This window comes from Tenacibaculum adriaticum (genome assembly GCF_008124875.1).
In the GTDB taxonomy this organism is placed as follows: domain Bacteria; phylum Bacteroidota; class Bacteroidia; order Flavobacteriales; family Flavobacteriaceae; genus Polaribacter; species Polaribacter adriaticus.
In genome coordinates, this window is record NZ_VNIA01000002.1 from 202,067 (window position 1) to 225,386 (window position 23,320).

Below are 23,320 nucleotides of genomic sequence, written 5' to 3' on the forward strand. Positions count from 1 at the left end.
TCTTTTTTATCATGCCTTATTATAACGATCAACAATTGGTTACAACTGTAGGTACATTTAAGGAATATGCCAATGGTTATTTTACATTTAAGTTAGAAAATGGAGATTTAATAGATTTCGAACAAATCAATAAAAATGTATTAGCAGAGTTTGATTTGAAGTCGAATTCTTTAAAATCAAAAGCCTTTGAAATTACTTATAAAGAAATTCTCGATGATACAGATGATGAAGACTTTATAGTATTTAAAATTGATAAACTTATTTTACTTTAACATAAAAACCATTTCGAAAGAAATGGTTTTTTGTTGCCATATTACTGTATATTAATAAAACTTTAATTTAAATTAAGATGAATTCAGCTTTTCACTTATCACTTCCTTGTAAAAATATTGTTACGACAGAGAAATTTTACTCGGATGAATTAGGGTTTGAATTAGGACGAAAAACGACTGAATGGATAGATGTAAACTTATGTAACCATCAAATTACGTTTGTTTTAGTAGATAAATTTAAATTTGATTATCCTAATTATGATTTTGATGAAGGAAATTTACCTTCATTTCATTTTGGAGTTATTTTAGATATTGATTCTTGGGAGGAGATGTATAATAGAATTAACTATTGGTCTTCCGATATAATAACTAAAAAAACATTTTTAAAAGGTAAGAGTGGAGAACATAGTTCTTTTTTTATCAAAGATCCTAATGGATATTTTATAGAATTTAAAAGTTTTATAAAAGAGGATAATATGTTTCTTATGTAAAAAGAATATTTAAATAAAAACTAATTACTTATAAACAAAAAAACATTTCTTTCGAAATGTTTTTTTGTTTATAAGTTGAATATAATCTTTAAAGTTCTTTTGCAGGTAACACTTTACCTGTACATTCACCAAAACCAATACGTATTTTTTCATTTTCACAATAGCCACGCATAATTACAGTATCGTTATCGTTTATGAATTTACGTTCTGTTCCATCATTCAATTTTATTGGATTTTGTCCTCTCCAAGTTAATTCTAACATAGAGCCAAAACTATCTTTGGTTGGTCCAGAAATAGTTCCACTTCCCATCATATCACCAGCTTCTACAGGACAGCCATTTACCGTATGATGTGCTAATTGCTGTGCCATCGTCCAATACATATATTTAAAGTTCGAATTACAAACAACGGTTTCTTTTTCATTCTCTGGTTGAATCGCCATTTGTAAATTTATATCAAAACTATGTTTTCCTTTTTGTTGTAAATAAGGCAATGGCTCAGGTTTTTGCTTCGGATTATCGACTCTAAAAGGCTCAAGAGCATCTAAAGTAACAATCCAAGGAGAAATAGTAGAAGCAAAATTTTTACCTAAAAAAGGCCCTAAAGGGACATATTCCCAAGCTTGTATATCGCGAGCGGACCAATCGTTAAATAAAACCAATCCAAAAATATGTTCTTCAGTTTCCTCAATAGGAATTCTATCTCCTAAATCATTAGCATCCGTAGTTATAAAGGCCATTTCTAATTCAAAATCTAATAATTTTGAAGGACCAAAACCAGGTGTGTTACTTCCTTCTGCAGGTTTAGTTTGACCAATTGGTCTACGTATTGGTGTTCCAGAAGGTACTATAGAAGAACTTCTTCCATGGTAACCAATAGGAATATGCAACCAGTTTGGTAATAATGCATTTTTAGGATCTCTAAATAAGGAACCAACATTAGTTGCATGCTCTTTACTTGCGTAAAAATCGGTATAATCACCAACACTTACAGGTAAAAGCATTTCCACTTCATCCATTCTAAAAATAACTTTGTCTTTATGTTCTGGGTTGTCACGTAATTTACCATTGGTAACATCAAAAATATCTGCAATTCTATTGCGAACTAAACGCCATGTTTTACGTCCGTCAGCTATAAAGTCATTTAAAGTGTCTTGTAAGAAAATATCATCTGTCAACGGAATTCCTTCAAAATATCCTAATTGATGTAAAGCTCCTAAATCAATGGCAAAATCACCTATACGAGTACCGATAGTAATGATGTCATCGCGAGTTAAAAACACACCAAATGGAATATTTTGGATGGGAAAATCAGAATTATTTTCAACTTTCAACCAAGATTTTCTATTCGGATTATTAGCAGTTATTTTCATTTAGCTTTTTTGTTTAATTTTTATCAAACCTACATATTTTTTCTATTCACTACAAACTTGAAGCTTAAAAAAAGGAGATAAATTTAAAAATGATTGTTAATTTAAAAATAAACACTATTTAAGAGGTTGAATGTGTGGATAAAAAAACAATAAAATAAATAGATCTTCATTAGTGCAATTGGCAGTTAAACATTACTTTTGCGCCAAAATTAATAAGGCAAGAATGCAATCAATTAGAAACATCGCAATTATAGCGCACGTTGACCACGGTAAAACAACGTTGGTAGACAAAATTATTGACCAGGCTAAAATACTAGACGATCGTAAAGAACGTACTGATTTATTATTAGATAACAACGATTTAGAACGTGAAAGAGGAATTACCATTCTTTCTAAAAACGTATCTGTAAACTATAAAGGTGTCAAAATTAATGTTATTGACACTCCTGGTCACGCCGATTTTGGTGGAGAAGTAGAACGTGTACTTAAAATGGCAGACGGTGTTTTGTTATTAGTTGATGCCTTTGAAGGTCCCATGCCACAAACACGTTTCGTTTTAGGAAAAGCAATCGAATTAGGATTAACTCCTATTGTAGTTGTTAATAAAGTAGATAAAGAAAACTGTACACCAGATTTAGTACACGAAAAAGTTTTCGATTTAATGTTTGCTTTAGAAGCTACAGAAGAGCAACTAGATTTTGTTACTATTTACGGTTCAGCTAAAAATGGTTGGATGAGTACCGATTGGCAAGAGCCTAAAGAAAATATTTTAGATTTATTAGATGCTGTTGTAGAGTCTATTCCTGAAGCACCTTATAGAGAAGGATCTCCACAAATGCAAATTACATCGTTAGATTTTTCTGCATTTACAGGTCGTATAGCTATCGGACGTGTGTTTAGAGGAGATTTAGAAGAAAATAAAGATTACATGTTATGTAAAGCAGATGGAACGACTAAAAAAGTTCGTATCAAAGAATTACATGTTTTCGAAGGAATGGGTAAAGTTAAAGTTGAAAAAGTAAGAAGTGGAGATATTTGTGCAATTACAGGTATTGAAGGTTTTGATATTGGAGATACTATAGCAGATTTAGAAAATCCAGAAGCTTTACCAAGAATTGAAGTAGATCAACCTACGATGAGTATGTTATTTACGATTAACAATTCACCTTTCTTTGGTAAAGAAGGAAAATTTGTAACATCTCGTCACTTACGTGATCGCTTGTTCAAAGAAATGGAGAAAAATTTAGCTTTACGTGTTGATGAAACGGATACTGAAGATAAATTTAATGTTTTTGGACGTGGAGTCTTACACTTATCGGTTTTAATTGAAACAATGCGTCGTGAAGGTTATGAATTACAAGTAGGGCGACCTCAAGTAATTTTTAAAGAAATTGATGGTAAGAAGCACGAACCAATGGAAACATTATCTATTGATGTTCCTGAAGATGTTGCATCTAAAGCCATTAACTTAGTGTCTTTACGTAAAGGAGATCTATTGGTAATGGAACCTAAAGGAGATTTACAACACTTAGAGTTTTCAATTCCATCTAGAGGACTAATTGGATTACGTAATAAAATTTTAACAGCTACTGCGGGTCAAGCAATTATAAACCACAGATTTAGTGAATACGGACCGTTTAAAGGTGAGTTTTCTGAAGAATTAAAAGGAGCTATTATTGCTTCTGAAGCAGGTAAAGCTACTGCTTATGCTATTGACAGATTACAAGATAGAGGTAAATTTTTTATCGACCCTAACCAGGAAATTTACAAAGGTCAAGTAGTTGGAGAAAACAGTAAATCTGATGATATGGCTGTAAACTTAATTAAAGGAAAAAAATTAACCAACGTTCGTTCTTCAGGAACTGATGATAGTGTTAAAATTGCTCCTAAAATTGATTTTTCTTTAGAGGAATGTATGGAATACATTAGAGCTGATGAGTATTTAGAAGTTACTCCAGAAAGTTTACGTATGCGTAAAATTAATTTTAGATAGACTTCAAAAACATAAATATATAAAACCACCATTTTATGGTGGTTTTTCTTTTTAATATCTTTGCAAAATGAACACATTTAAAGAATTAATAGACACTTTAAAAGAAAGTGTTGCACAAAGTGAGTTTGTTAAACTTACATTAAGTAAACCTGTTCGTAAAAGTGATGAATTACCTAATGTGTATGTTCGTCAAATTCAGTTAAAAGAGGAGGAGTGTTTTCAATTCACCTATAGATATACTACGAATGATCAAGTAAAAAATTACACTTTAGAAGAAGCTATTATTGAGTTGGAAAGTTTGTTGTTAGAAAAATTTAGAGCAGCAAGTTTGTTTACATTAACTCATGATTTGTTGGTATTCGTATCAAAGAAAAAGAAAGTAAGCTATAAAAAATCGACTCCAAGTTTTAAAAATAAATTGCCAGAAACTCACGACAAGTTAAAAGAGAAAAGAGTTGAATTAAGCGAATATTTAAAACACCTTGGAATTACTGATTCAAATAATCAAATAATTCCTAAAATGGCGGATAAATACCGCCAAATAAACAAATACCTCGAAATTATCGAAGGTTTGTTAAGTTCGGTGAATACTTCTAAGCAACTTCATATTGTAGATATGGGCTCAGGAAAAGGATATTTAACTTTTGCTCTGTATGATTATTTAGTTAATCGAAAAAAATACAATGTAACAGTTACCGGAATAGAGTTACGTCAAAGTTTAGTAGATTATTGTAATGGTGTAGCTGATAAATGTGGATTTCAAAAGCTGAGTTTTATAGCAAAACCAATTCAAGAATATGATAACGAAAGAATAGATATTTTAATTGCCCTTCATGCCTGCGATACGGCAACAGATGATGCTATTTATAAAGGATTAGTTGCAAAATCAGAATTAATTATTTGTGCACCATGTTGTCATAAACAAGTGCGTCAGCAAGTAAAAGGAGTAGAGCAGGAGAGTCCGTTATTAAAATATGGTATTTTTAAAGAGCGTCAATTTGAAATGGTTACAGATACCATCAGAGCATTAATTCTTGAAAAAAACAACTACAATACGAAGGTTTTCGAATTCATTAGCAACGAGCATACTCGTAAAAACGTGATGTTAGTAGGTTCTAAATCAAAGAAAATAAAGGATGTTGATTCAATAAATGAAAAAATAACGGACTTAAAAAAAGAATTTCATATTGAAGAACATTATTTAGAAACTTTAATTAAATAATGAAACCTCTTTTCTTACCAATTTTTAAAACCATTAATCTTAGTTTAGAAGAAATTGAAATTTTAAAAGACAATTTTACAGAGGTTCATTTTAAAAAAGGAGATATTATACTGCATAGTAATGAAAGCGTATTGTATCAATATTATGTTATAAAAGGTTGTTTACGTACTTTTTATATTGATAAAAATGGAAAAGAGCATACAATTCAATTTGCTATTAATGATTGGTGGATTAGTGATTATATTGGGTATTTCTCTGAAACAAAATCAGTATTAAATATAGAATGTATTGAAGATGCTGTTTTATTAAAGGTAGCCAAAACAACTATCGAAAACACTTACGATAAAATCCCTAAGCTAGAACGTTTTTTTAGAAAGAAAATGGAACGATCGTTTGTTAGTTTTCAAAAAAGAATATTGGCAAACTTATCACAAACAGCAAAGGAAAGGTATCAAAACTTTATTAAAACATACCCTAATATAGAACAACATGTAAAAAACTACCATATAGCTTCATATTTAGGAATTACTACTGAAAGTTTAAGCAGAATACGAAAAGGAATAGCTCAAAAATAATTTATTACCATACATCAATTTCTTTCTAAATGTATTCGTCTAATTTTGTTAAAAATTAAAAACATTTAAGATGAAAAAATTAGCAGCTTCAATTTTAGTGCTCACATTATTTGCTTCTTGTGGCAATAAAAAAGAAACAAAAAAAGAGGTTAAAATAACAGAAGTTAAATCAGAAGTAAAAAAAGTATTATTTGTATTAACAAGTCATGAAGATTTAGGTAATACAGGAAAAAAAACTGGTTTTTGGATAGAAGAATTTGCAACACCTTATTATTTTTTAAAAGATAAGGGAGTAGAAATAACATTAGCATCCCCCAAAGGAGGGCAACCACCAATAGATCCTAAAAGTTCTGCCAAAGATTTTCAAACACCATCAACTCTGCGATTTAAAGAAGATAAAGAAACACAGGCTACTTTAGCAAATACAATAAAATTAGCTAATGTTAAGGAAGTAGATTATGATGCGGTATTTTACCCAGGAGGTCATGGACCGTTATGGGATTTAGCAGAGGATAAAAGCTCAATAGCTCTTATTGAATCTTTCTATAGAAACAACAAACCTGTAGCTGCGGTTTGTCATGCTCCAGGTGTTTTAAAGCATGTTAAAGATTCAAATGGTAAATTTTTGGTTAATGGAAAAAAAGTAACGGGTTTTACAAATACTGAAGAAGCTGCTGTACAACTAACAGATGTTGTACCTTTTCTGGTAGAAGATATGTTAAAAACGAATGGAGGTATTTATTCTAAAGCGGAAGATTGGAATCCTTATGCTGTAGTAGACGGATTATTAATTACGGGGCAAAACCCAGCATCTTCAGAGCTAGTAGCAGAAAAATTGTTTTCAAAATTAAAATAATGGTATTTTTATTTGGATATTAAAAAAAATATCACATAAATTTGTAGTGTTAAAAAAAACAACAAAATGACATTCATTCAATTACATCATCATCATTCTCATATTTGCACTCAGGCGAAGTAAGAATGTTATGTAATTAATTCATCATAAAATTTAAAATCCGTTTGAGTAAATCAAACGGATTTTTTTTGTTCTTCATTGTAATAAAATTATTTCTCAAGGTTTACTCAACAATACAAACAAAAATGAGTAAACTAAAACTAGCAGTACAAAAATCAGGCAGACTTAATGAAGATTCTTTAAGTCTTTTAAAAGCCATCGGAATTTCTATCGATAATGGTAAAGATCAGCTAAAAGCTTCTGCTCGAAACTTTCCGTTAGAAGTATTCTTTCTTCGAAACGGAGATATTCCACAGTATTTAAGAGATGGAGTCGTTGATGTCGCTATTATTGGCGAGAACGTGTTGGTTGAAAAAGGAAACAGTATTTCTGTTGTAGAAAAATTAGGGTTTTCTAAATGTAGAGTTTCGATAGCGGTTCCGAAGGGTTCATCAGCAAAATGCTTACAAGATTTAGAAGGAAAAAGAATTGCAACTTCCTACCCAAATACTGTTGAGAAATTCTTAAAACAGGTAAATATTTCTGCAAATCTTCACATGATTAATGGTTCGGTTGAAATTGCACCAAACATAGGTTTAGCAGATGCTATTTGTGATATCGTTTCAAGTGGTAGTACCTTATTTAAAAATAATCTAAAAGAAATTGAAGTGCTCTTAAAATCGGAAGCGGTTTTAGTAAAATCTCCTAAAATTTCAAAAGAAAATCAAGCTATTTTAAATAAAGTTCAATTCCGATTACAATCCGTTTTATCAGGAAGAGAAAACAAATACGTGTTGTTAAATGCTCCAAACACTAAAATTGATAATATTATTAAAATACTCCCAGGAATTAAAAGTCCTACGATTTTACCCTTAGCAGAATCAGGGTGGAGCTCTTTACATTCTGTAATTAATAAAAATGATTTTTGGGAAATTATAGATGAACTCAAATTAGCAGGAGCTGAAGGTATTTTAGTATGTCCAATCGAAAATATGATCCAATAATGAAAACTTATAATTATCCACCGAAAGCGGAATGGGAATCACTTTGTAAACGTGCACAAATTGATACTAATCGTTTAAATGAATCTGTAGCGATTATTCTTGACGATGTAAAAAGGAATAAAGACGAGGCTTTATATAAATATACTCAATTGCTTGATAATGTTATTTTATCAAATATTCAGGTTTCTGAAGAAGAAATTAATGATGGAATAGCGTTAGTTTCAGAAGAACTAAAAAATTCGATTCAATTAGCCCAAAAAAACATTAATATTTTCCACGCTTCACAAAAGATAGAAGAAAAGGAGATTGAGACGACACAAGGAGTTAAATGTTGGCGAAAAAGTATTGCTATTGAAAAAGTGGGTTTATATATTCCTGGAGGTTCTGCGCCTTTATTTTCAACAATTTTAATGTTGGGAGAACCTGCAAATATTGCAGGATGTAAAGAAATTATCTTGTGTACACCTCCAAGCAAAGACGGAACTATAAATCCAGCTATTTTATATACTGCTAATTTGGTAGGTGTTACTAAAATTTATAAAGTAGGAGGAGCACAAGCTATTGCTGCTATGGGATACGGAACAGAAACAATTCCGCAAGTTTATAAAATATTTGGTCCTGGTAATCAATTTGTAACGAAGGCGAAAGAGTTAATTCAACAACAAGGAATAGCTATAGATATGCCTGCCGGCCCAAGTGAAGTGTTAGTAATTGCTGATAAAACGTGTAATCCAAGTTTTGTGGCTGCGGATTTATTATCGCAAGCAGAACATGGAGCAGATAGCCAGGTAATTTTACTTTCTGATGATAAAAATATTGTTACAGAAGTTTTAGAAGAAGTAGATAAACAACTTCAAGAATTACCAAGAAAGGAAATTGCTTCGAAAGCCTTAGAGAACAGTAGCGCAATTGTTTTAGATTCTATAGAAAAATGCATTGAATTTAGTAATAAATATGCTCCAGAACACTTAATCATAGCTTCAGAAACTGCTGAAAATTATGTTTCTAGAATTATGAATGCAGGATCTGTTTTTCTTGGGAATTATAGTTGCGAAAGTGCAGGAGATTATGCTTCTGGAACCAATCACACGTTACCAACGTATGGATATGCAAAGAATTATAGTGGTGTTTCTTTAGATAGTTTTGTAAAGAAAGTAACTTTTCAAAAATTATCTAAAACGGGAATTATAAATATAGGGAATGCGATTGAAGTTATGGCGGAAGCAGAAGGTTTACAAGCTCACAAAAATGCTGTAACTATCCGATTAAAAACCTTACAAAATGATTAATTTAAAAAATATTGTACGTAAAAATATTTGGCATTTAAAACCATATGCATCGGCAAGAGATGAATTTAAAGGAAGTGCTGATGTTTTTTTAGATGCAAATGAAAATCCTTTTGGTAAGTTGAATCGATATCCAGATCCACAACAAAAACTCATTAAAGAAAAGCTTTCTGAATTGAAGAAGGTAAAAACCAATCAAATTTTTATTGGAAACGGAAGTGATGAAGTTATTGATTTGGCTTTTAGAATATTTTGTGAACCAGGAAAAGACAAAGCTTTAACCTTTTCACCAACTTATGGGATGTATGATGTTTCAGCAAATATTAATAACATAGAATTGATTAAACAACCTTTAATTAGAGATTTCCAGATTGATATTGAGCGTTTAAAGCCATTTTTAAAAGATGAAAAACTGAAAATAATTTTTATTTGTTCTCCTAATAACCCGACAGGAAATAGTATAAATACGACAGAAATAGAGTTTATCCTTCAAAATTTTAAGGGAATTGTAATTATAGATGAAGCTTATATTGATTTTAGCTCAAAAGAATCTTTCATCAAAAAGATAAATAAATATAATAACTTAATTGTAAGTCAAACTTTTAGTAAAGCTTGGGGATTAGCGGGAGTTAGAATAGGAATAGCTTACACAAATGTAGAAATTATCAATCTATACAATCGAGTGAAACCTCCGTATAATGTGAGTATTTTAAATCAGCAAGCGGTATCAAAATTATTAGAAAATAAAAAAGAAGTTAAAAAGAACATAGAAATAATTCTTAGAGAAAGAGATCGATTAAGAGAGCGACTTGCCACTGTAAAAGTTGTTAATAAAATTTACCCGTCTGATGCTAATTTTTTATTAGTTGAAGTTGATAATGCCAATGATGTATATAATTATCTGATTGATGAAAAAATCATTGTTAGAAATCGAAATATACAGGTTAAAAACTGCATTCGTATTACGGTAGGTACTCTTCAAGAAAACGAAAAATTAATTAACGCGCTACAAAACACATTATGAAACAAAAAGTATTATTTATAGATAGAGACGGAACGTTGGTTTTAGAGCCACCAATTGATTTTCAATTAGATAGTTTTGAAAAGCTAGCGTTTTATCCAAAAGTATTTCAATATCTCAGTAAAATAGTAAATGAATTAGATTACGAATTGGTTATGGTAACGAATCAAGACGGATTAGGGACCAAGAGTTTTCCAGAAAATACTTTTTGGCCAGTTCAAAACTTCATTTTACAAGCATTCAAAAATGAAGGAATTGAGTTCAAAGAGCAATGTATAGATAGAACCTTTGCAAAAGACAACGCGCTAACAAGAAAACCAAATACAGGTTTGTTAACGCAATATTTTTCAGAAGAATACGACTTAAAAAACTCATTTGTAATTGGAGACAGGTTAACGGATATAGAATTGGCTAAAAACTTAGATAGTAAAGGTATTTACATAGTTAATGAAAGTGACGCGGGAGATGATGAAATTACTGTAAAGAAAGAGGAATTAAATTTCTTTATTTCTTTAGAAACTTGTGATTGGAAAGATATTTACGAGTTTTTAAAATTAAAAGACAGAACAGCTTCCATAGAAAGAAAAACCAATGAAACGAACATCAAAATTGATTTGAATTTAGACGGAACTGGTAAAAACAGAATAGATACAGGCATTGCTTTCTTCGATCATATGTTAGAGCAAATTGCACGCCACGGTCAGTTAGACTTAGATATTATAGTAAAAGGAGATCTAGAAGTAGACGAACATCATACCATTGAAGACACAGCAATAGCTTTAGGCGAAGTTTTTAATCAAGCATTGGGAAACAAATTAGGTATTGAGCGTTATGGATTTTGTTTACCTATGGATGATTGTTTAGCACAAGTAGCTATTGATTTTGGTGGACGAAATTGGCTGGTTTGGGAAGCTGATTTTAAACGAGAAATGATTGGTAAAATGCCAACGGAAATGTTTATGCATTTCTTTAAATCATTTACAGATGGAGCACGATGTAATTTAAATATTAAAGCAGAAGGGATCAATGAACACCACAAAATTGAAGCGATTTTTAAAGCCTTTGCTAAAGCTATAAAAGCAGCCAATAAAAGGGACACAGAAAAAATGATTTTACCTTCAACAAAAGGAATGTTATAATGAAAATAGCAATTATTAAATACAATGCAGGTAATATTCGCTCAGTACAAAATGCAATAAAACGCTTAGGTTTTGAGAGTATAATAACAGATAATACTGAAGAAATTAAAAAAGCAGATAAAGTTATTTTCCCAGGTGTAGGTGAAGCGAGTTCGGCAATGAAATATATTAAAGAAAAAGGTCTAGATGTAGTTATTTGTTCACTCAAACAACCTGTTTTAGGCATTTGTTTAGGATTACAATTAATGTGTAGGTCATCTGAAGAAAATAAAACGGAATGCTTAGGTATTTTTGATTCGAAAGTTAAATTATTTCCACCTGAAGAAAAGGTTCCACACATGGGGTGGAATAATTTTGATAGTGTAAGCGGAAGTTTATTTAAAAACATAAATGATGAAGATGACGTGTATTATGTACACAGTTATTATGCAGAAATTTGTGAGCAAACATTAGCTATTTGTAATTACATTTTACCATTTAGTGCAGCGATGCAAAAAGATAATTTTTATGCAACGCAGTTTCATCCAGAAAAATCAGCAAGTATAGGTGAGAAAATCCTGAAAAACTTTTTAGAATTATGAGAATAATACCAGCAATAGATATTATAGAAGGTAAATGTGTTCGTTTAACCAAAGGTGAGTACAGCACCAAAAAAATATATAATGAAAATCCGTTAGAAGTTGCCAAACAATTTGAAGACAATGGAATTCAATTTTTACATTTAGTTGATCTAGATGGAGCAAAGTCTAAAAACATCGTAAATCATAAAATTTTAGAGCAAATCGCAACTAAAACCAGTCTAAAAATAGATTTTGGAGGTGGTTTAAAGTCAGATCAAGATTTAGAAATAGCTTTTAGCAGTGGAGCTTCACAAATAACAGGAGGAAGTATTGCTGTTAAAAATCCAGAAACTTTCATTAATTGGATAGAAAAATACGGAGCTGAAAAAATTATTTTAGGTGCAGATTGTAAAGATCGTAAAATAGCAACCAACGGATGGTTGCAAACATCTCTAGCAGATGTGGTTGATTTTATTATTGATTACGAAGAAAAAGGTGTTAAAAATGTAATTTGTACAGATGTAGCTAAAGATGGGATGCTACAAGGTACTTCGAATGTATTGTATAAAGAGATTATTAAAATTACAGCTATTAATTTAATAGCTAGTGGAGGAGTTTCTTCCATTAGAGATCTACAACTTTTAAAAGAAATAGGTTGTGAAGGTGCAATTCTTGGAAAAGCTATTTATGAAGGTAAAATCCCCTTAAAAGAATTACAAAAATTATGCTAAAAAAGAGAATAATACCCTGTTTAGATATTAAAGAAGGAAGAACGGTTAAAGGTGTTAATTTCATTGATATTATTGATGCTGGTGATCCTGTTGAATTAGCTAAACTATATGCAGAACAAGGTGCGGACGAATTGGTGTTTCTTGATATTACAGCTACGATAGAAAACCGAAAAACATTAATTAATTTAGTTGAAAAAGTAGCTAGAGAAATCAATATTCCATTTACTGTTGGTGGTGGCATTAATTCAGTAAAAGATGTTTCAGCTTTAATAAAGGCGGGTGCAGATAAAGTAAGTGTTAATTCATCCGTGGTAAAAAGACCAGCGTTAATTTCTGAATTAGCAAATGAATTCGGAAGTCAATGTGTGGTAGTAGCTATTGATAGCAAGTTTGTTAACAATGAATGGAAAGTATTTGTAAAAGGAGGAAGAGAAGAAACCTCTCTACTAACAACAGATTGGGCAAAAAAAATTGAAGAATTAGGAGCAGGAGAAATTTTGTTAACTTCTATGAATAACGATGGCACTAAAGCAGGTTTTGCTTTAGATATTACAAATGAAGTAAGTAAATTGGTGAATATCCCTGTAATTGCTTCGGGTGGTGCTGGAAAAAAAGAACATTTTTCAGATGTTTTTACAAAAACAGCAGCAAGCGGAGGTTTAGCAGCAAGTATTTTTCATTTTGGAGAAATTCCAGTTCCAATATTAAAAGATTATTTAAAAACAGAAAACATAGCTATACGATGAATATAGATTTTAATAAATCAGACGGCTTAATACCCGTAATTATTCAAAACGAAGCGACTTTACAAGTATTGATGCTTGGTTATATGAATGAAGATGCTTTAGCTAAAACACAGTTAGAAGAAAAAGTTACTTTTTTTAGCAGAAGTAAAAACAGACTATGGACGAAAGGAGAGGAGAGTGGTAATTTTTTATGGGTAAAAGAAATTCTGGTAGATTGTGATAATGACACTATTTTAATTAAAGTGAAACCAGAAGGAAATACTTGCCATAAAGGGACTACTTCTTGTTTTGCAGAAGAAACTCCGAAAGGCTTTGTGTACGAATTAGAAAAAACCATTTCTAATCGAATTGATGATAATGTAGAAGGATCCTATACAAATCAACTGTATAAAAGAGGAATAAATAAAGTAGCGCAAAAAGTAGGAGAAGAGGCTGTAGAGTTAGTGATTGAAGCTAAAGATGATAATGATAATCTATTTAAAGATGAAGCTGCAGACCTATTATATCACTATTTAATTTTATTAAAAGCCAAAGGGTTTTCATTCTCAGAAATAGAAGAAGTTTTAAAAGAAAGAAAGTAACTTTAGTTATATTTGTTTAAAAATCGATAGGTAACATAAATTGTTTCTTATCGGTTATTTTTTTACTAAACAAAGAACCCTAAAAATAAATTATTATGAGAAAATCTAAACTACTAATTGTTATTGCATTTTTTTCAATTTATGTAATTTGGGGATCTACTTATTTGTTGAATAAAGTTGCGGTAACAGAAATATCTCCTTTATTACTAGCTTCTATACGTTTTTTCATTGCCGGAATTTTAATTATGGTAATAGCAAAAGTTATGGGTAAATCTCTAACGATAACTAAAAATCAGTTTGTAAACTCTATCATAGCAGGTTTTCTTTTTCTAGTGTATGGAAACGGAATTTTTGTGTGGGCTTTAAAATATGTTGATAGCGGTTTTGGAGCTCTTTTAGCAGCTACACAACCCTTATTTGTACTGTTTTTAATGCGCTTGATAGATGGAAAAAGAATGCAAAAAAAATCGATTATTGGAGTATGTTTAGGTGTTTTTGGAATGTATTTGCTAGTAAGTCAAAAAGAAATTTCAACTTCAGAAGGAAGTATTTTAGGGATTTTTATGATTTTTAGTAGTGTACTAAGTTGGAGTTATGGTAGTGTATTTGTCTCAAAAGCCAATTTACCTAAAAATCATCTAGTTAGTACTGGCTATCAAATGTTAATAGCAGGTGTACTTTTAACTGTTTTTAGCTTACTTTTAAAAGAAACATGGTCGTCTCCTTTAAATTGGTCAGTAAAAACTCAAACTTCTATGTTATTACTTATTCTTTTTGGAAGTATTGTAGCTTTTACTGCATTCAACTATTTATTAAAAGCTGTTTCAACAGAAAAAGTGGCTACTTCTGCGTATGTAAACCCGGTAATAGCATTGTTTTTAGGTTGGTATGTATTGGATGAGAAATTAACGTTACAATCTATTATTGCATCTGTAATTTTATTAACAGGCGTTTATTTTATCACTTCAAGGAAAAAAATCTCAAAACTGAAAGTTACCACCAAACCACAAAAAATTTAATAAGTTCTCCATTTGGCTTTTTTAACCAACATAAAGGTGAGCTTTCATTTTCTATAAAAGGGGTAAGTTTTGAAGTAAAGTTTTCAAGACTCAACCAATCTATCGAAACATGAGGTTCTACAAGCCAATTGTGTTTTGTAGGAATGTAAAATTTACAATCAGAAAACTGATTTAATTCCTTTACTGTAATGTAAAAACCTTTGATGCAATCGTTATTTATAAGATCAAATTCTTTTCCGAAGTCTTTTAAAGGAACAAATAATTGCGCTTTAAAATACACTTGCTGTTTTATGTCTTTAACAGACAATTTTAACTGGTTTAGAATTGGTTTAGTTAGAGAATGATAGAGCAGTGGTAGTTGCTTTTCTTTCAGTTTGTTTATTTTTTGTACAAAACTATCACGTCGGTTTGGACCAATCCAATGTTCAATTTCAGAATTTCCAGCTTTAGGATCGTATAAGTAGAATTTGTAAATGATTTCTAAATGAATTGGAATTCCATTTTTTAATAATAAACAATCAAGTTCTCCAAGGGTAATTTTATGATCTTGAACTTGAATATTTTCCGCTAAAATTTTAATAGCTTTATCTTGCTCTAATTGATTGGAAACAAACCGTTCTACCAGTTTTTCTAAACGAGGATTACCTTCAATTTTTAAGTTAAATGAAGTGCTGTAAGTTATTTGTAAATCAAACTGTTGCAAATTATTGATTCTATTCGAACGCCATAAAAAAGGGGTTTTTAAAAACCCTTGATATTGCAATTGTAGTGATTTTGAATTTACCCATAGTATAGCAAAGAAAACATAATAAATCTGAATAAGAAAAATTAACTCCGCTTTGTGTTAAAATTAGTTTTTAGACAATAATTATTGTATTTTTAGAAGATGAATTACGAGTTTAAAAAAGGATTACGATTTAAAAACTATGAGGCACCAAATCAGTTGCCTTTTGATAAATTGTTTGATATTTTTAAAGAATTAATTACCTATACTTCGGGCGATTTTGACGAAGCTTTCGAGTGGTTACAACAATTAGATAGAGAGTATAATTTAACTACCGATGAATACACTTTAGATGATTTTTTAGAAGATTTAAAAAAGAAAGGGTATTTACGAGAGGAAATTGATAATCCTAATGGAGGAGGGAAATTAAAAATTACTCCTAAAACAGAACAAGCCATTCGTCAGAAAGCGTTAAATCAAATTTTTGGAAATTTAAAAAAGAGTAGAGCAGGTAGTCATAGAACAAAGCAAATAGGTAGAGGAGATGAACATACAGGTGAGTTTAGAAACTATCATTTTGGAGATGCCCTTGATAAGATTTCAATGACAGAAAGCATTAAAAATGCGCAAATTCAACATGGAATAGGTGATTTTATATTGAATGAAAGTGATTTGGTCGTTGAAGAAACTAATTTTAAAGCACAAATGAGTACGGTTTTAATGATCGATATTAGTCATAGTATGATTTTATATGGAGAAGATCGAATTACACCTGCCAAAAAAGTAGCGATGGCGTTGGCAGAATTAATCACAACACGTTATCCGAAGGATACAATAGATATTCTTGTTTTTGGGAATGATGCATGGCCAATATCTATTCAAGAATTACCGTATTTAAAAGTAGGTCCTTACCATACAAATACCGTTGCAGGATTACAATTAGCATTAGATTTATTGAGACGAAAGCGAAATACAAATAAACAAATTTTTATGATTACAGACGGTAAACCAAGCTGTCTTCGACTCCCTGACGGAACGTATTATAAAAATAGTAATGGATTAGATAGTTATATTGTTGAAAAATGTTACAATATGGCGAGTCAAGCCAGAAAACTACACATACCAATTACAACATTTATGATTGCTCAAGACCCGTATTTAATGCGATTCGTAGAACATTTTACCAAAGCAAACCAAGGAAAAGCATTTTATACAGGTTTAAAAGGGCTAGGAGAAATGATTTTTGAAGATTACGAACAAAATAGAAAGAAAAGAATTAGAGGAATATAATATGAATTATTCAGCAATAACAACATTAGGCGAGTTAAAAGCAGCAGGATATCAATCAATTTCTATTAAAGATGAATTGAGAAATAATTTAATTGAAAAATTAAAAAATAATAAAACTGTTTTCGAAGGTGTTTGGGGATATGAAAACACGGTAATTCCAGAATTAGAAACCGCTATTTTATCACGTCATAATATTAATTTATTAGGTTTACGAGGACAAGCAAAAACACGTTTAGCACGCTTAATGGTTAACTTGTTAGATGAATATATTCCAATAGTTAAAGGCTCAGAAATTAACGACGATCCTTTTCAACCTTTGTCTCGTTATGCAAAAGAATTAATTAAGGAGAAAGGAGATAAAACCCCTATAACTTGGTTGCATAGAAATGATCGTTTCTTTGAAAAATTAGCAACCCCAGACGTTACAGTAGCTGATTTAATTGGTGATGTGGATCCTATAAAAGCAGCAAATTTAAAATTAAGTTATGCTGATGATCGGGTTATTCATTTTGGAATGATTCCTAGAGCTAACAGTTGCATATTCGTGATTAATGAAATTCCAGACTTACAGGCACGTATTCAAGTTTCGTTATTTAATATTTTACAAGAAGGTGATATTCAAATTAGAGGATTTAAGTTACGACTACCTTTAGATATTCAGTTTGTATTCACCGCAAATCCTGAAGATTACACTAATAGAGGAAGTATTGTAACACCGTTAAAAGATAGAATTGGTTCACAAATATTAACACATTATCCTGAAAATGTAGCTATTGCACAAAAAATAACGAATCAAGAAGCTAATTTATTAGAAAGTCAGAAAGCAACTATTTATGTTCCTGAACTTGCAAAACGTTTGGTAGAACAAATTAGTTTTGAGGCGCGTAAAAGTGAATTTATAGATACTAAAAGTGGTGTGAGTGCACGAATGAGCATTTCAGTTTTCGAAAACTTGTTAAGTACCGCAGAACGTAGAAGTATGCTAACTGGCGATGAATCAACGAGTGTACGTTTGTTAGATTTTTTAGGAACGATTCCGGCCATTACAGGAAAAGTTGAATTGGTCTATGAAGGTGAGCAGGAGGGAGCTTCTGCTGTAGCACAGATATTGATTGGAAATGCTATTAAATCTATTTTCTTAGAAAATTTCCCTGAAGTTAAAAAGCTAAAGAAAGCGGAAGATATATCTCCATACGATGAAATTGCTCAGTGGTTTTACAAACAAGATGCTGTAGAGTTGCTAGATGACATGGATGATGGTTATTTTCAAAACCAATTAGATGAAATTAAACCTTTAAACAACTTAATAAAAAAATACTACTCAGAATACACAGAAAAAGACATATACTTCTTAAAAGAGCTTATTTTATGGTCTTTAGTAGAATTAAAAGTATTAAACAAAGAACGTTTTACAAAAGGATTTCAATTTAACGATCCGTTAGCTAATTATATAAGAGGTATTTAAGATAATTCAGCTATCTTTTTTATAATTTCTGAAACATCATCCTTGTAATCAAACCATACAATTTCTGGGTCTTTACGAAACCAAGTTAGTTGTCGTTTTGCAAATCTCCTACTATTTTTTTTGATTTCTGAAATAGCAAAATCTAGCGTACAGTTTCCATCAAAATACTCGAATAACTCACGGTAACCAACCGTTTGAAGTGCATTTAATTCTTTATGTGGATATAATGCTTTTGCTTCTTCTAACAAGCCATTTTTCATCATAATATCTACTCTTCGGTTTATTCGATCGTAAATTATCTCGCGATCTGCATTTAAACCAATTTTAATGGATTTAAAATTGCGAGGAACTTTTTCTTTGTTTTTGAAAGAAGAATAGGTTTTACCAGTACCGATACAAATTTCTAGAGCACGAATTAATCGATGTGGATTCTCAATAGCTATGGTTTCATAAGCATCTAAATCGAGTTCTTTAAGTTGTTCTTGAAGATATTCAATTCCTTTTATTTCTAATTCTTGGGTTAGTTTTTCTCTTATTTCTGAAGGAACATCTGGAAAATAATCGAGTCCTTTTAAAACAGCATCGACATACAATCCGCTACCACCGACCATAATTTGAATAGAATTTTCAAGAAAAAGTTTCTCTAAGATTTTAAGTGCATCTTTTTCAAAACTTCCTACATTATAATCTTCAAAAACACTTCTATTTTGTATAAAATGGTGTGTTGCTGCAGCTAGTTCATTTTTATCAGGAACTGCTGTCCCAATTGTCATTTCTTTATAGAACTGACGTGAATCACACGATAAAATATCACTTTTAAAATGCTGTGCTAATTTAATACTCAAGGCTGTTTTGCCGATGGCAGTTGGACCAACAATAGTAATAAGTGTATTCATTAAGTGTGTAGTTTATTTCCGCAATGAAAACAAAATTCAGCATCATCTTTATGTCCTTCATAACCACAATTAGTGCAAGATTGTGTATTGGTATGAATTTCCCCAGTTTTTGTAATTTCTGAAGTTACAATACCTGTCGGAATTGCAATAATTGCATAACCTAAAATCATAATTGCACTTGCTATAAATTGGCCCAAAGGAGTATGAGGAGCAATATCTCCATAGCCCACAGTAGTTAAAGTTACAATCGCCCAATAAACACTTCTAGGAATACTTGTAAATCCATTGTCTGCACCCTCTACCAAGTACATAATTGTGCCCAAAATAACACATAGAATCAAAACAAAAAATAAGAAAACAGCAACTTTAGCTCTACTTGCTTTTAAGGCTTTTAATAGTTGATTGGATTCTCCAATATACCGTGCTAATTTTAAAATTCTAAACACTCTTAATAATCGAAGAGCTCTAAAGGCTACTAAAGTATGTGTGCCAACAAAAAATGTAGACAGATACATAGGAATAGTAGATAAAAAATCAATAATTCCGTAAAAACTGAAAATGTACTTGGTTGGTTTGTTAATAGAAATAATTCTTAAAACATATTCTATTGAAAATAAAATCGTAACAATCCATTCTGCTATGTAAAGCTGATCATGGTATTTTTCATCAATAGTACCAACACTTTCAAGCATTACTAAGACTATACTTATTAATATGAGTATTAATAAAGCGACATCAAACAGCTTTCCAGCAAAAGTGTCAGCCTCATAAATAATCTCATGAAGTTTTTCCTTCCAGTTTTTTTGTAATTGGATTTTGTTCAAAATAGAGTTTTATAAAAACAATATTACAAATTATTTTCTACTTGAAACCTTACTATTCTTTGAACAGTGTTACTGAGTAGGTAGTTTTTAATAATGGTTTTAGCTAACAATTTATTTTCTATAGGAGTAATGATGTTTTTTAAAACGTGTAATTCATTTTCTTGATAAGATAAATTGGTATAAGCATACCCTACGACTTCATTATTTTCTATTAAAATAACTGCATGCTCTTCGGGAATACGCCCTTTATCAATTAGTATTAAATGATCGTGACTGAAATCTCTATCAGTCATTTTACGTTTTCTAATAGTATTATATTTAGGACGTAAACTTTCTAACTCAATATAGTACTTAAGTTTTGTTAGTAGTTGATTACCTGTTTCTTCAAAGCTAACTGAGTTAACTTTTGAATTGATAATTTGTGCTTTTCTGCTATCTTTTAAAAAGAGTTTATTTACTTCTTTTTTAATGTTCTTACCTCTTCCTAAAAAAATTACATTTCCAACTTCATTATGGATATAAAAGAGACCTTCTTTTTCAGGTAAAGAATCTAATATTTTAACTATTTTTCTCTTGTGATGTCTATTATCAGAATATTTGATCGTATTTTTAATAATATCTTTTTGAATATCTTTTTCTAATAAAAGTTTGAATAGTTGAACAGTAGCGATGGCATCTCCATTCGCTCTATGCCTGTCAGTAGTTGGAATACCCAAACCTCTGCATAATTTACCTAAACTATATGAGGGTTGATCTAAAATTAGTTTTTTACTTAAAGTAACAGTACATAGAGTATTACGCTCATATTTATACCCTAAACGATTGTATTCTGTTCTTAAAATACGGTAGTCAAAAGCAGCATTATGAGCAACAACAATACAATCTGTTGTAATTTCTATAATGCGTTTAGCAATTTCATGAAACTTTGGGGCATTCTTAAGCATATTGCTGTTTATACCTGTTAGTTTAACAACAAATTCTTGAATTTCCCTTTCTGGATTTACTAAAGTAATAAATTGATCGATAACAGTGTGCCCATCAAATTTGTAGATAGCAATTTCTGTAATTCCTTCTTCATTAAATTTTCCACCAGTAGTTTCGATGTCTAAAATCGCGTACATGCAGTAATTAGCCTGTTTGTTTTTAAGTAAATATGAAAAACAGGGGGTATTTTTCTTCTTCGCTACAAAGATATGAAAATTATATCTAGAAGCTTTTACATTTGTTAAGCAATATAATTTCTACTGCCAAAAATAGAACTGCCAATTCGCACCATGTTACTACCACAAGCAATAGCTAATTGGTAATCACCACTCATTCCCATTGACAAAATAATGAGTTCTTCATTTGTTTTTTGTAATTCTGAAAAAAGACTGTTTAATGATAAAAATTCCTTTTTTAATTGCTTTTCATTATCAGTAAAAGTGGCCATCCCCATTAAGCCAACAATTTTTATATTTTTTAATTCTGATAACACTTCCGACGAAAGAATTTCTCTGATTTTCTCAAAAGACAATCCAAATTTAGTTTGTTCTTCTGCAATATGGGCTTGTAAGAGGCAATTAATAATTCTATTATGTTTTTTAGCCTGTTTATTTATTTCTTGTAAGGTTTTAAAACTATCAACTCCATGAATTAAATCTACAAAATGGGCCATATACTTCACTTTATTGCGTTGCAAATGGCCAATCATATGCCACTCTATATCTTTTGGCAAAGCATCATACTTCATAACCATTTCCTGAATTTTATTTTCTCCAAAAATACGTTGACCGGCATCATACGCTTCTTGGATATCAATAATAGGTTTAGTTTTAGAAACAGCAACTAAAGTTACATTTTCTGGAAGTTGAGATTTAATATCGTTAAGATTATTAGTAATCATAGTTTTAAATAGTTGTTTGTACAACACTAGAATTCATAAATGGTTAATCCACTGCGTAATTTTGGTTCTATATATGTTGTTTTTGGAGGCATCAATAAGCCTGAATCTACAATTTTTTTTAGTTCGTTAATACTTGTTGGAAGCATTCCGAAAGAAACTTTATAAGCACCACTATCTACTTTTGTTTTTAATTCTAAACCATCAGACTTATTTTGAGAATATACAATTTTTGAATCATTTCTAATATCCTCAATTCCTAAAATAGGTTTTAAAACAGTTTGTCGTAAGATTTCTGAATCTAATTCACTTAGAGCATCGGTAAATTGATATGCTGATTTTCGTAAACTCAACGCATAAAAATCTCCATTTAAATACATGCTAAACTGATGTTTTTCTTTGGGTTTGTATAATCCCTGTCCTTTGTTTTCTATTTTAAAGAATGCATCTAATTCAATTAAGAATTCATCTACAGATAATCCGTTTAAATCTTTTATGAAGCGATTAAATTCATAAATATCTAATTGACTTTCAGGAAGTAAATAACTCATAAAGAAGTTGTAATTTTCTTTTCCAGTATGCTCAGGGTTTTGTTTAGCTATATTTTCAGCCAATAAACACGAAGAAGTTGAACGATGATGACCATCAGCAATGTACAGCGTGTTTATTTTTTTAAATACAGCTATAATTTTTTCAATGTCTTCTATATCATTAACTATCCAAAGAGAATGTGAGTCTTTATCTGTAGTAGAAAACTCATATTCTGCTCTCTTTTGCTTATATTCTTGAATGATGGTTTTTATTTCATCATTATCAGGGTAGGTAAGAAGCACAGGTTCTGCATTAAAACCAGTGTTTTTTAAGTAGTTTTCAAATAATAATTCTCTTTTATGTAAAGTGCCTTCGTGTTTTTTAATAACATTATTATAATAATCTTCAACCGAAGTTGCCGCTATAATACCGCAGAAAGAACTTATTGTAGTTATTTTTTGATAGATGTAAAAACTAGGATTGTTATCTTGTGTGAAAACAGCATCTTCCTTAAACTCTAAATACCTATTATGGACCAATTTAAAACGCTGTTCATCTGAAATTTCCTGTTTATGATATTTATATCCAGGATTAATGATATGTAAAAACGAATACGGATTAAATTTCAATTTCGATTCTAACTCTTCGGTAGCGTAGATATCGTATGATTTTGAGGATACCAACGCTACTTTATCACGTGTTGGACGTACCGCTTTAAAAGGTTTTACAATTGCCATATAC

Annotated in this window: 24 protein-coding genes; 17 read left to right on the top strand and 7 right to left on the bottom strand. The window is 30.6% G+C overall.

The features are described 5' to 3' along the window. Nucleotides 1-11 precede the first annotated feature (11 nt). Nucleotides 12-272: a hypothetical protein gene (locus tag C7447_RS06410; protein WP_148869689.1), complete on the top strand. Its 261-nt coding sequence runs from the start codon at nucleotides 12-14 to the stop codon at nucleotides 270-272. A gap of 77 nt (nucleotides 273-349) precedes the next feature. After that, entirely contained in the window at nucleotides 350-763 is a 414-nt protein-coding gene (locus C7447_RS06415; protein WP_148869690.1) for a VOC family protein, read from the top strand. Between the two features lie 88 nt (nucleotides 764-851). Here the strand turns inward: C7447_RS06415 and fahA are convergent, their stop codons facing one another. Continuing rightward, nucleotides 852-2,135, bottom strand: coding sequence for a fumarylacetoacetase (gene fahA / locus C7447_RS06420; RefSeq protein WP_148869691.1), 1,284 nt, complete (start codon nucleotides 2,133-2,135; stop codon nucleotides 852-854). 223 nt (nucleotides 2,136-2,358) lie between these two features. Between fahA and typA the strand changes: the two genes are divergently transcribed. The 13 genes from typA to C7447_RS06485 all read left to right on the top strand — a co-directional run bounded on the left by typA (nucleotide 2,359) and on the right by C7447_RS06485 (nucleotide 14,967). Further along, nucleotides 2,359-4,128: a translational GTPase TypA gene (gene typA / locus C7447_RS06425; RefSeq protein ID WP_148869692.1), complete on the top strand. Its 1,770-nt coding sequence runs from the start codon at nucleotides 2,359-2,361 to the stop codon at nucleotides 4,126-4,128. A gap of 67 nt (nucleotides 4,129-4,195) precedes the next feature. Beyond that, complete coding sequence (locus tag C7447_RS06430) at nucleotides 4,196-5,350, top strand: class I SAM-dependent methyltransferase (protein WP_148869693.1); 1,155 nt, start codon at nucleotides 4,196-4,198, stop codon at nucleotides 5,348-5,350. Then, nucleotides 5,350-5,925, top strand: coding sequence for a Crp/Fnr family transcriptional regulator (locus C7447_RS06435; protein WP_148869694.1), 576 nt, complete (start codon nucleotides 5,350-5,352; stop codon nucleotides 5,923-5,925). Before C7447_RS06430 ends, C7447_RS06435 begins: the two co-directional genes overlap by 1 nt. A gap of 70 nt (nucleotides 5,926-5,995) precedes the next feature. Continuing rightward, complete coding sequence (locus tag C7447_RS06440) at nucleotides 5,996-6,781, top strand: type 1 glutamine amidotransferase domain-containing protein (RefSeq protein ID WP_148869695.1); 786 nt, start codon at nucleotides 5,996-5,998, stop codon at nucleotides 6,779-6,781. Nucleotides 6,782-7,026: 245 nt separating this feature from the next. Further along, a complete protein-coding gene (hisG, locus tag C7447_RS06445; protein ID WP_148869696.1) occupies nucleotides 7,027-7,884 on the top strand; it encodes an ATP phosphoribosyltransferase in 858 nt (285 codons plus the stop codon). Further along, on the top strand, nucleotides 7,884-9,173 hold the full coding sequence (gene hisD, locus C7447_RS06450) for a histidinol dehydrogenase (protein WP_148869697.1): 1,290 nt from the start codon (nucleotides 7,884-7,886) through the stop codon (nucleotides 9,171-9,173). Before hisG ends, hisD begins: the two co-directional genes overlap by 1 nt. Further along, nucleotides 9,166-10,194 carry a histidinol-phosphate transaminase gene (gene hisC / locus C7447_RS06455; RefSeq protein WP_148869698.1) on the top strand — a complete coding sequence of 343 codons (1,029 nt, stop codon included), beginning with the start codon at nucleotides 9,166-9,168 and terminating at the stop codon, nucleotides 10,192-10,194. The genes hisD and hisC overlap by 8 nt, the downstream gene beginning before the upstream one ends. Then, nucleotides 10,191-11,330 (top strand): bifunctional histidinol-phosphatase/imidazoleglycerol-phosphate dehydratase HisB, encoded by a 1,140-nt coding sequence (gene hisB, locus C7447_RS06460; RefSeq protein WP_148869699.1) that lies wholly within the window; start codon nucleotides 10,191-10,193, stop codon nucleotides 11,328-11,330. Before hisC ends, hisB begins: the two co-directional genes overlap by 4 nt. Continuing rightward, nucleotides 11,330-11,911 carry an imidazole glycerol phosphate synthase subunit HisH gene (hisH, locus tag C7447_RS06465; protein WP_148869700.1) on the top strand — a complete coding sequence of 194 codons (582 nt, stop codon included), beginning with the start codon at nucleotides 11,330-11,332 and terminating at the stop codon, nucleotides 11,909-11,911. Before hisB ends, hisH begins: the two co-directional genes overlap by 1 nt. Continuing rightward, on the top strand, nucleotides 11,908-12,621 hold the full coding sequence (gene hisA / locus C7447_RS06470; RefSeq protein WP_148869701.1) for a 1-(5-phosphoribosyl)-5-[(5-phosphoribosylamino)methylideneamino]imidazole-4-carboxamide isomerase: 714 nt from the start codon (nucleotides 11,908-11,910) through the stop codon (nucleotides 12,619-12,621). Before hisH ends, hisA begins: the two co-directional genes overlap by 4 nt. Further along, on the top strand, nucleotides 12,615-13,367 hold the full coding sequence (gene hisF / locus C7447_RS06475) for an imidazole glycerol phosphate synthase subunit HisF (RefSeq protein WP_148869702.1): 753 nt from the start codon (nucleotides 12,615-12,617) through the stop codon (nucleotides 13,365-13,367). Before hisA ends, hisF begins: the two co-directional genes overlap by 7 nt. Then, on the top strand, nucleotides 13,364-13,948 hold the full coding sequence (gene hisIE, locus C7447_RS06480) for a bifunctional phosphoribosyl-AMP cyclohydrolase/phosphoribosyl-ATP diphosphatase HisIE (protein ID WP_148869703.1): 585 nt from the start codon (nucleotides 13,364-13,366) through the stop codon (nucleotides 13,946-13,948). Before hisF ends, hisIE begins: the two co-directional genes overlap by 4 nt. Before the next feature lie 95 nt (nucleotides 13,949-14,043). After that, on the top strand, nucleotides 14,044-14,967 hold the full coding sequence (locus C7447_RS06485; RefSeq protein ID WP_211354903.1) for an EamA family transporter: 924 nt from the start codon (nucleotides 14,044-14,046) through the stop codon (nucleotides 14,965-14,967). On the opposite strand, the gene C7447_RS06490 is transcribed toward C7447_RS06485, so the two are convergent. Then, nucleotides 14,942-15,730: a DUF1853 family protein gene (locus C7447_RS06490; RefSeq protein WP_246143032.1), complete on the bottom strand. Its 789-nt coding sequence runs from the start codon at nucleotides 15,728-15,730 to the stop codon at nucleotides 14,942-14,944. The two genes, C7447_RS06485 and C7447_RS06490, sit on opposite strands and share 26 nt — an antisense overlap. A gap of 123 nt (nucleotides 15,731-15,853) precedes the next feature. Here C7447_RS06490 and C7447_RS06495 point away from each other — a divergent pair, with 123 nt between their 5' ends. Both C7447_RS06495 and C7447_RS06500 read left to right on the top strand, forming a co-directional pair. Next, nucleotides 15,854-16,981 (top strand): vWA domain-containing protein, encoded by a 1,128-nt coding sequence (locus C7447_RS06495; protein ID WP_148869706.1) that lies wholly within the window; start codon nucleotides 15,854-15,856, stop codon nucleotides 16,979-16,981. Between the two features lies 1 nt (nucleotide 16,982). Continuing rightward, entirely contained in the window at nucleotides 16,983-18,446 is a 1,464-nt protein-coding gene (locus C7447_RS06500) for an AAA family ATPase (protein ID WP_148870165.1), read from the top strand. On the opposite strand, the gene miaA is transcribed toward C7447_RS06500, so the two are convergent. The 5 genes from miaA to C7447_RS06525 all read right to left on the bottom strand — a co-directional run bounded on the left by miaA (nucleotide 18,443) and on the right by C7447_RS06525 (nucleotide 23,316). Beyond that, nucleotides 18,443-19,342 (bottom strand): tRNA (adenosine(37)-N6)-dimethylallyltransferase MiaA, encoded by a 900-nt coding sequence (miaA, locus tag C7447_RS06505; protein WP_148869707.1) that lies wholly within the window; start codon nucleotides 19,340-19,342, stop codon nucleotides 18,443-18,445. The two genes, C7447_RS06500 and miaA, sit on opposite strands and share 4 nt — an antisense overlap. Further along, a complete protein-coding gene (locus C7447_RS06510) occupies nucleotides 19,342-20,166 on the bottom strand; it encodes an ion transporter (protein ID WP_394343756.1) in 825 nt (274 codons plus the stop codon). Before C7447_RS06510 ends, miaA begins: the two co-directional genes overlap by 1 nt. A gap of 23 nt (nucleotides 20,167-20,189) precedes the next feature. Beyond that, nucleotides 20,190-21,287: a 3'-5' exonuclease gene (locus tag C7447_RS06515; RefSeq protein ID WP_148869709.1), complete on the bottom strand. Its 1,098-nt coding sequence runs from the start codon at nucleotides 21,285-21,287 to the stop codon at nucleotides 20,190-20,192. 104 nt (nucleotides 21,288-21,391) lie between these two features. Continuing rightward, nucleotides 21,392-22,051, bottom strand: a complete 660-nt coding sequence (locus C7447_RS06520) for a YggS family pyridoxal phosphate-dependent enzyme (RefSeq protein ID WP_148869710.1) — start codon at nucleotides 22,049-22,051, stop codon at nucleotides 21,392-21,394. Between the two features lie 26 nt (nucleotides 22,052-22,077). After that, nucleotides 22,078-23,316, bottom strand: coding sequence for a DUF1015 domain-containing protein (locus C7447_RS06525; protein ID WP_148869711.1), 1,239 nt, complete (start codon nucleotides 23,314-23,316; stop codon nucleotides 22,078-22,080). Nucleotides 23,317-23,320: the final 4 nt, after the last annotated feature.

Coding starts and splice junctions, on each gene's coding strand:
- C7447_RS06525 (WP_148869711.1), bottom strand. CDS start 23,316: ATGGCAATTGTAAAACCTTTTAAAGCGGTACGTCCAACACGTGATAAA.
- C7447_RS06410 (WP_148869689.1), top strand. CDS start 12: ATGCCTTATTATAACGATCAACAATTGGTTACAACTGTAGGTACATTT.
- C7447_RS06515 (WP_148869709.1), bottom strand. CDS start 21,287: ATGTACGCGATTTTAGACATCGAAACTACTGGTGGAAAATTTAATGAA.
- C7447_RS06500 (WP_148870165.1), top strand. CDS start 16,983: ATGAATTATTCAGCAATAACAACATTAGGCGAGTTAAAAGCAGCAGGA.
- hisD (WP_148869697.1), top strand. CDS start 7,884: ATGAAAACTTATAATTATCCACCGAAAGCGGAATGGGAATCACTTTGT.
- miaA (WP_148869707.1), bottom strand. CDS start 19,342: ATGAATACACTTATTACTATTGTTGGTCCAACTGCCATCGGCAAAACA.
- C7447_RS06485 (WP_211354903.1), top strand. CDS start 14,044: ATGAGAAAATCTAAACTACTAATTGTTATTGCATTTTTTTCAATTTAT.
- C7447_RS06435 (WP_148869694.1), top strand. CDS start 5,350: ATGAAACCTCTTTTCTTACCAATTTTTAAAACCATTAATCTTAGTTTA.
- C7447_RS06520 (WP_148869710.1), bottom strand. CDS start 22,051: ATGATTACTAATAATCTTAACGATATTAAATCTCAACTTCCAGAAAAT.
- C7447_RS06415 (WP_148869690.1), top strand. CDS start 350: ATGAATTCAGCTTTTCACTTATCACTTCCTTGTAAAAATATTGTTACG.
- typA (WP_148869692.1), top strand. CDS start 2,359: ATGCAATCAATTAGAAACATCGCAATTATAGCGCACGTTGACCACGGT.
- fahA (WP_148869691.1), bottom strand. CDS start 2,135: ATGAAAATAACTGCTAATAATCCGAATAGAAAATCTTGGTTGAAAGTT.
- hisIE (WP_148869703.1), top strand. CDS start 13,364: ATGAATATAGATTTTAATAAATCAGACGGCTTAATACCCGTAATTATT.
- hisF (WP_148869702.1), top strand. CDS start 12,615: ATGCTAAAAAAGAGAATAATACCCTGTTTAGATATTAAAGAAGGAAGA.
- hisH (WP_148869700.1), top strand. CDS start 11,330: ATGAAAATAGCAATTATTAAATACAATGCAGGTAATATTCGCTCAGTA.
- hisA (WP_148869701.1), top strand. CDS start 11,908: ATGAGAATAATACCAGCAATAGATATTATAGAAGGTAAATGTGTTCGT.
- C7447_RS06495 (WP_148869706.1), top strand. CDS start 15,854: ATGAATTACGAGTTTAAAAAAGGATTACGATTTAAAAACTATGAGGCA.
- C7447_RS06440 (WP_148869695.1), top strand. CDS start 5,996: ATGAAAAAATTAGCAGCTTCAATTTTAGTGCTCACATTATTTGCTTCT.
- C7447_RS06430 (WP_148869693.1), top strand. CDS start 4,196: ATGAACACATTTAAAGAATTAATAGACACTTTAAAAGAAAGTGTTGCA.
- hisB (WP_148869699.1), top strand. CDS start 10,191: ATGAAACAAAAAGTATTATTTATAGATAGAGACGGAACGTTGGTTTTA.
- hisC (WP_148869698.1), top strand. CDS start 9,166: ATGATTAATTTAAAAAATATTGTACGTAAAAATATTTGGCATTTAAAA.
- hisG (WP_148869696.1), top strand. CDS start 7,027: ATGAGTAAACTAAAACTAGCAGTACAAAAATCAGGCAGACTTAATGAA.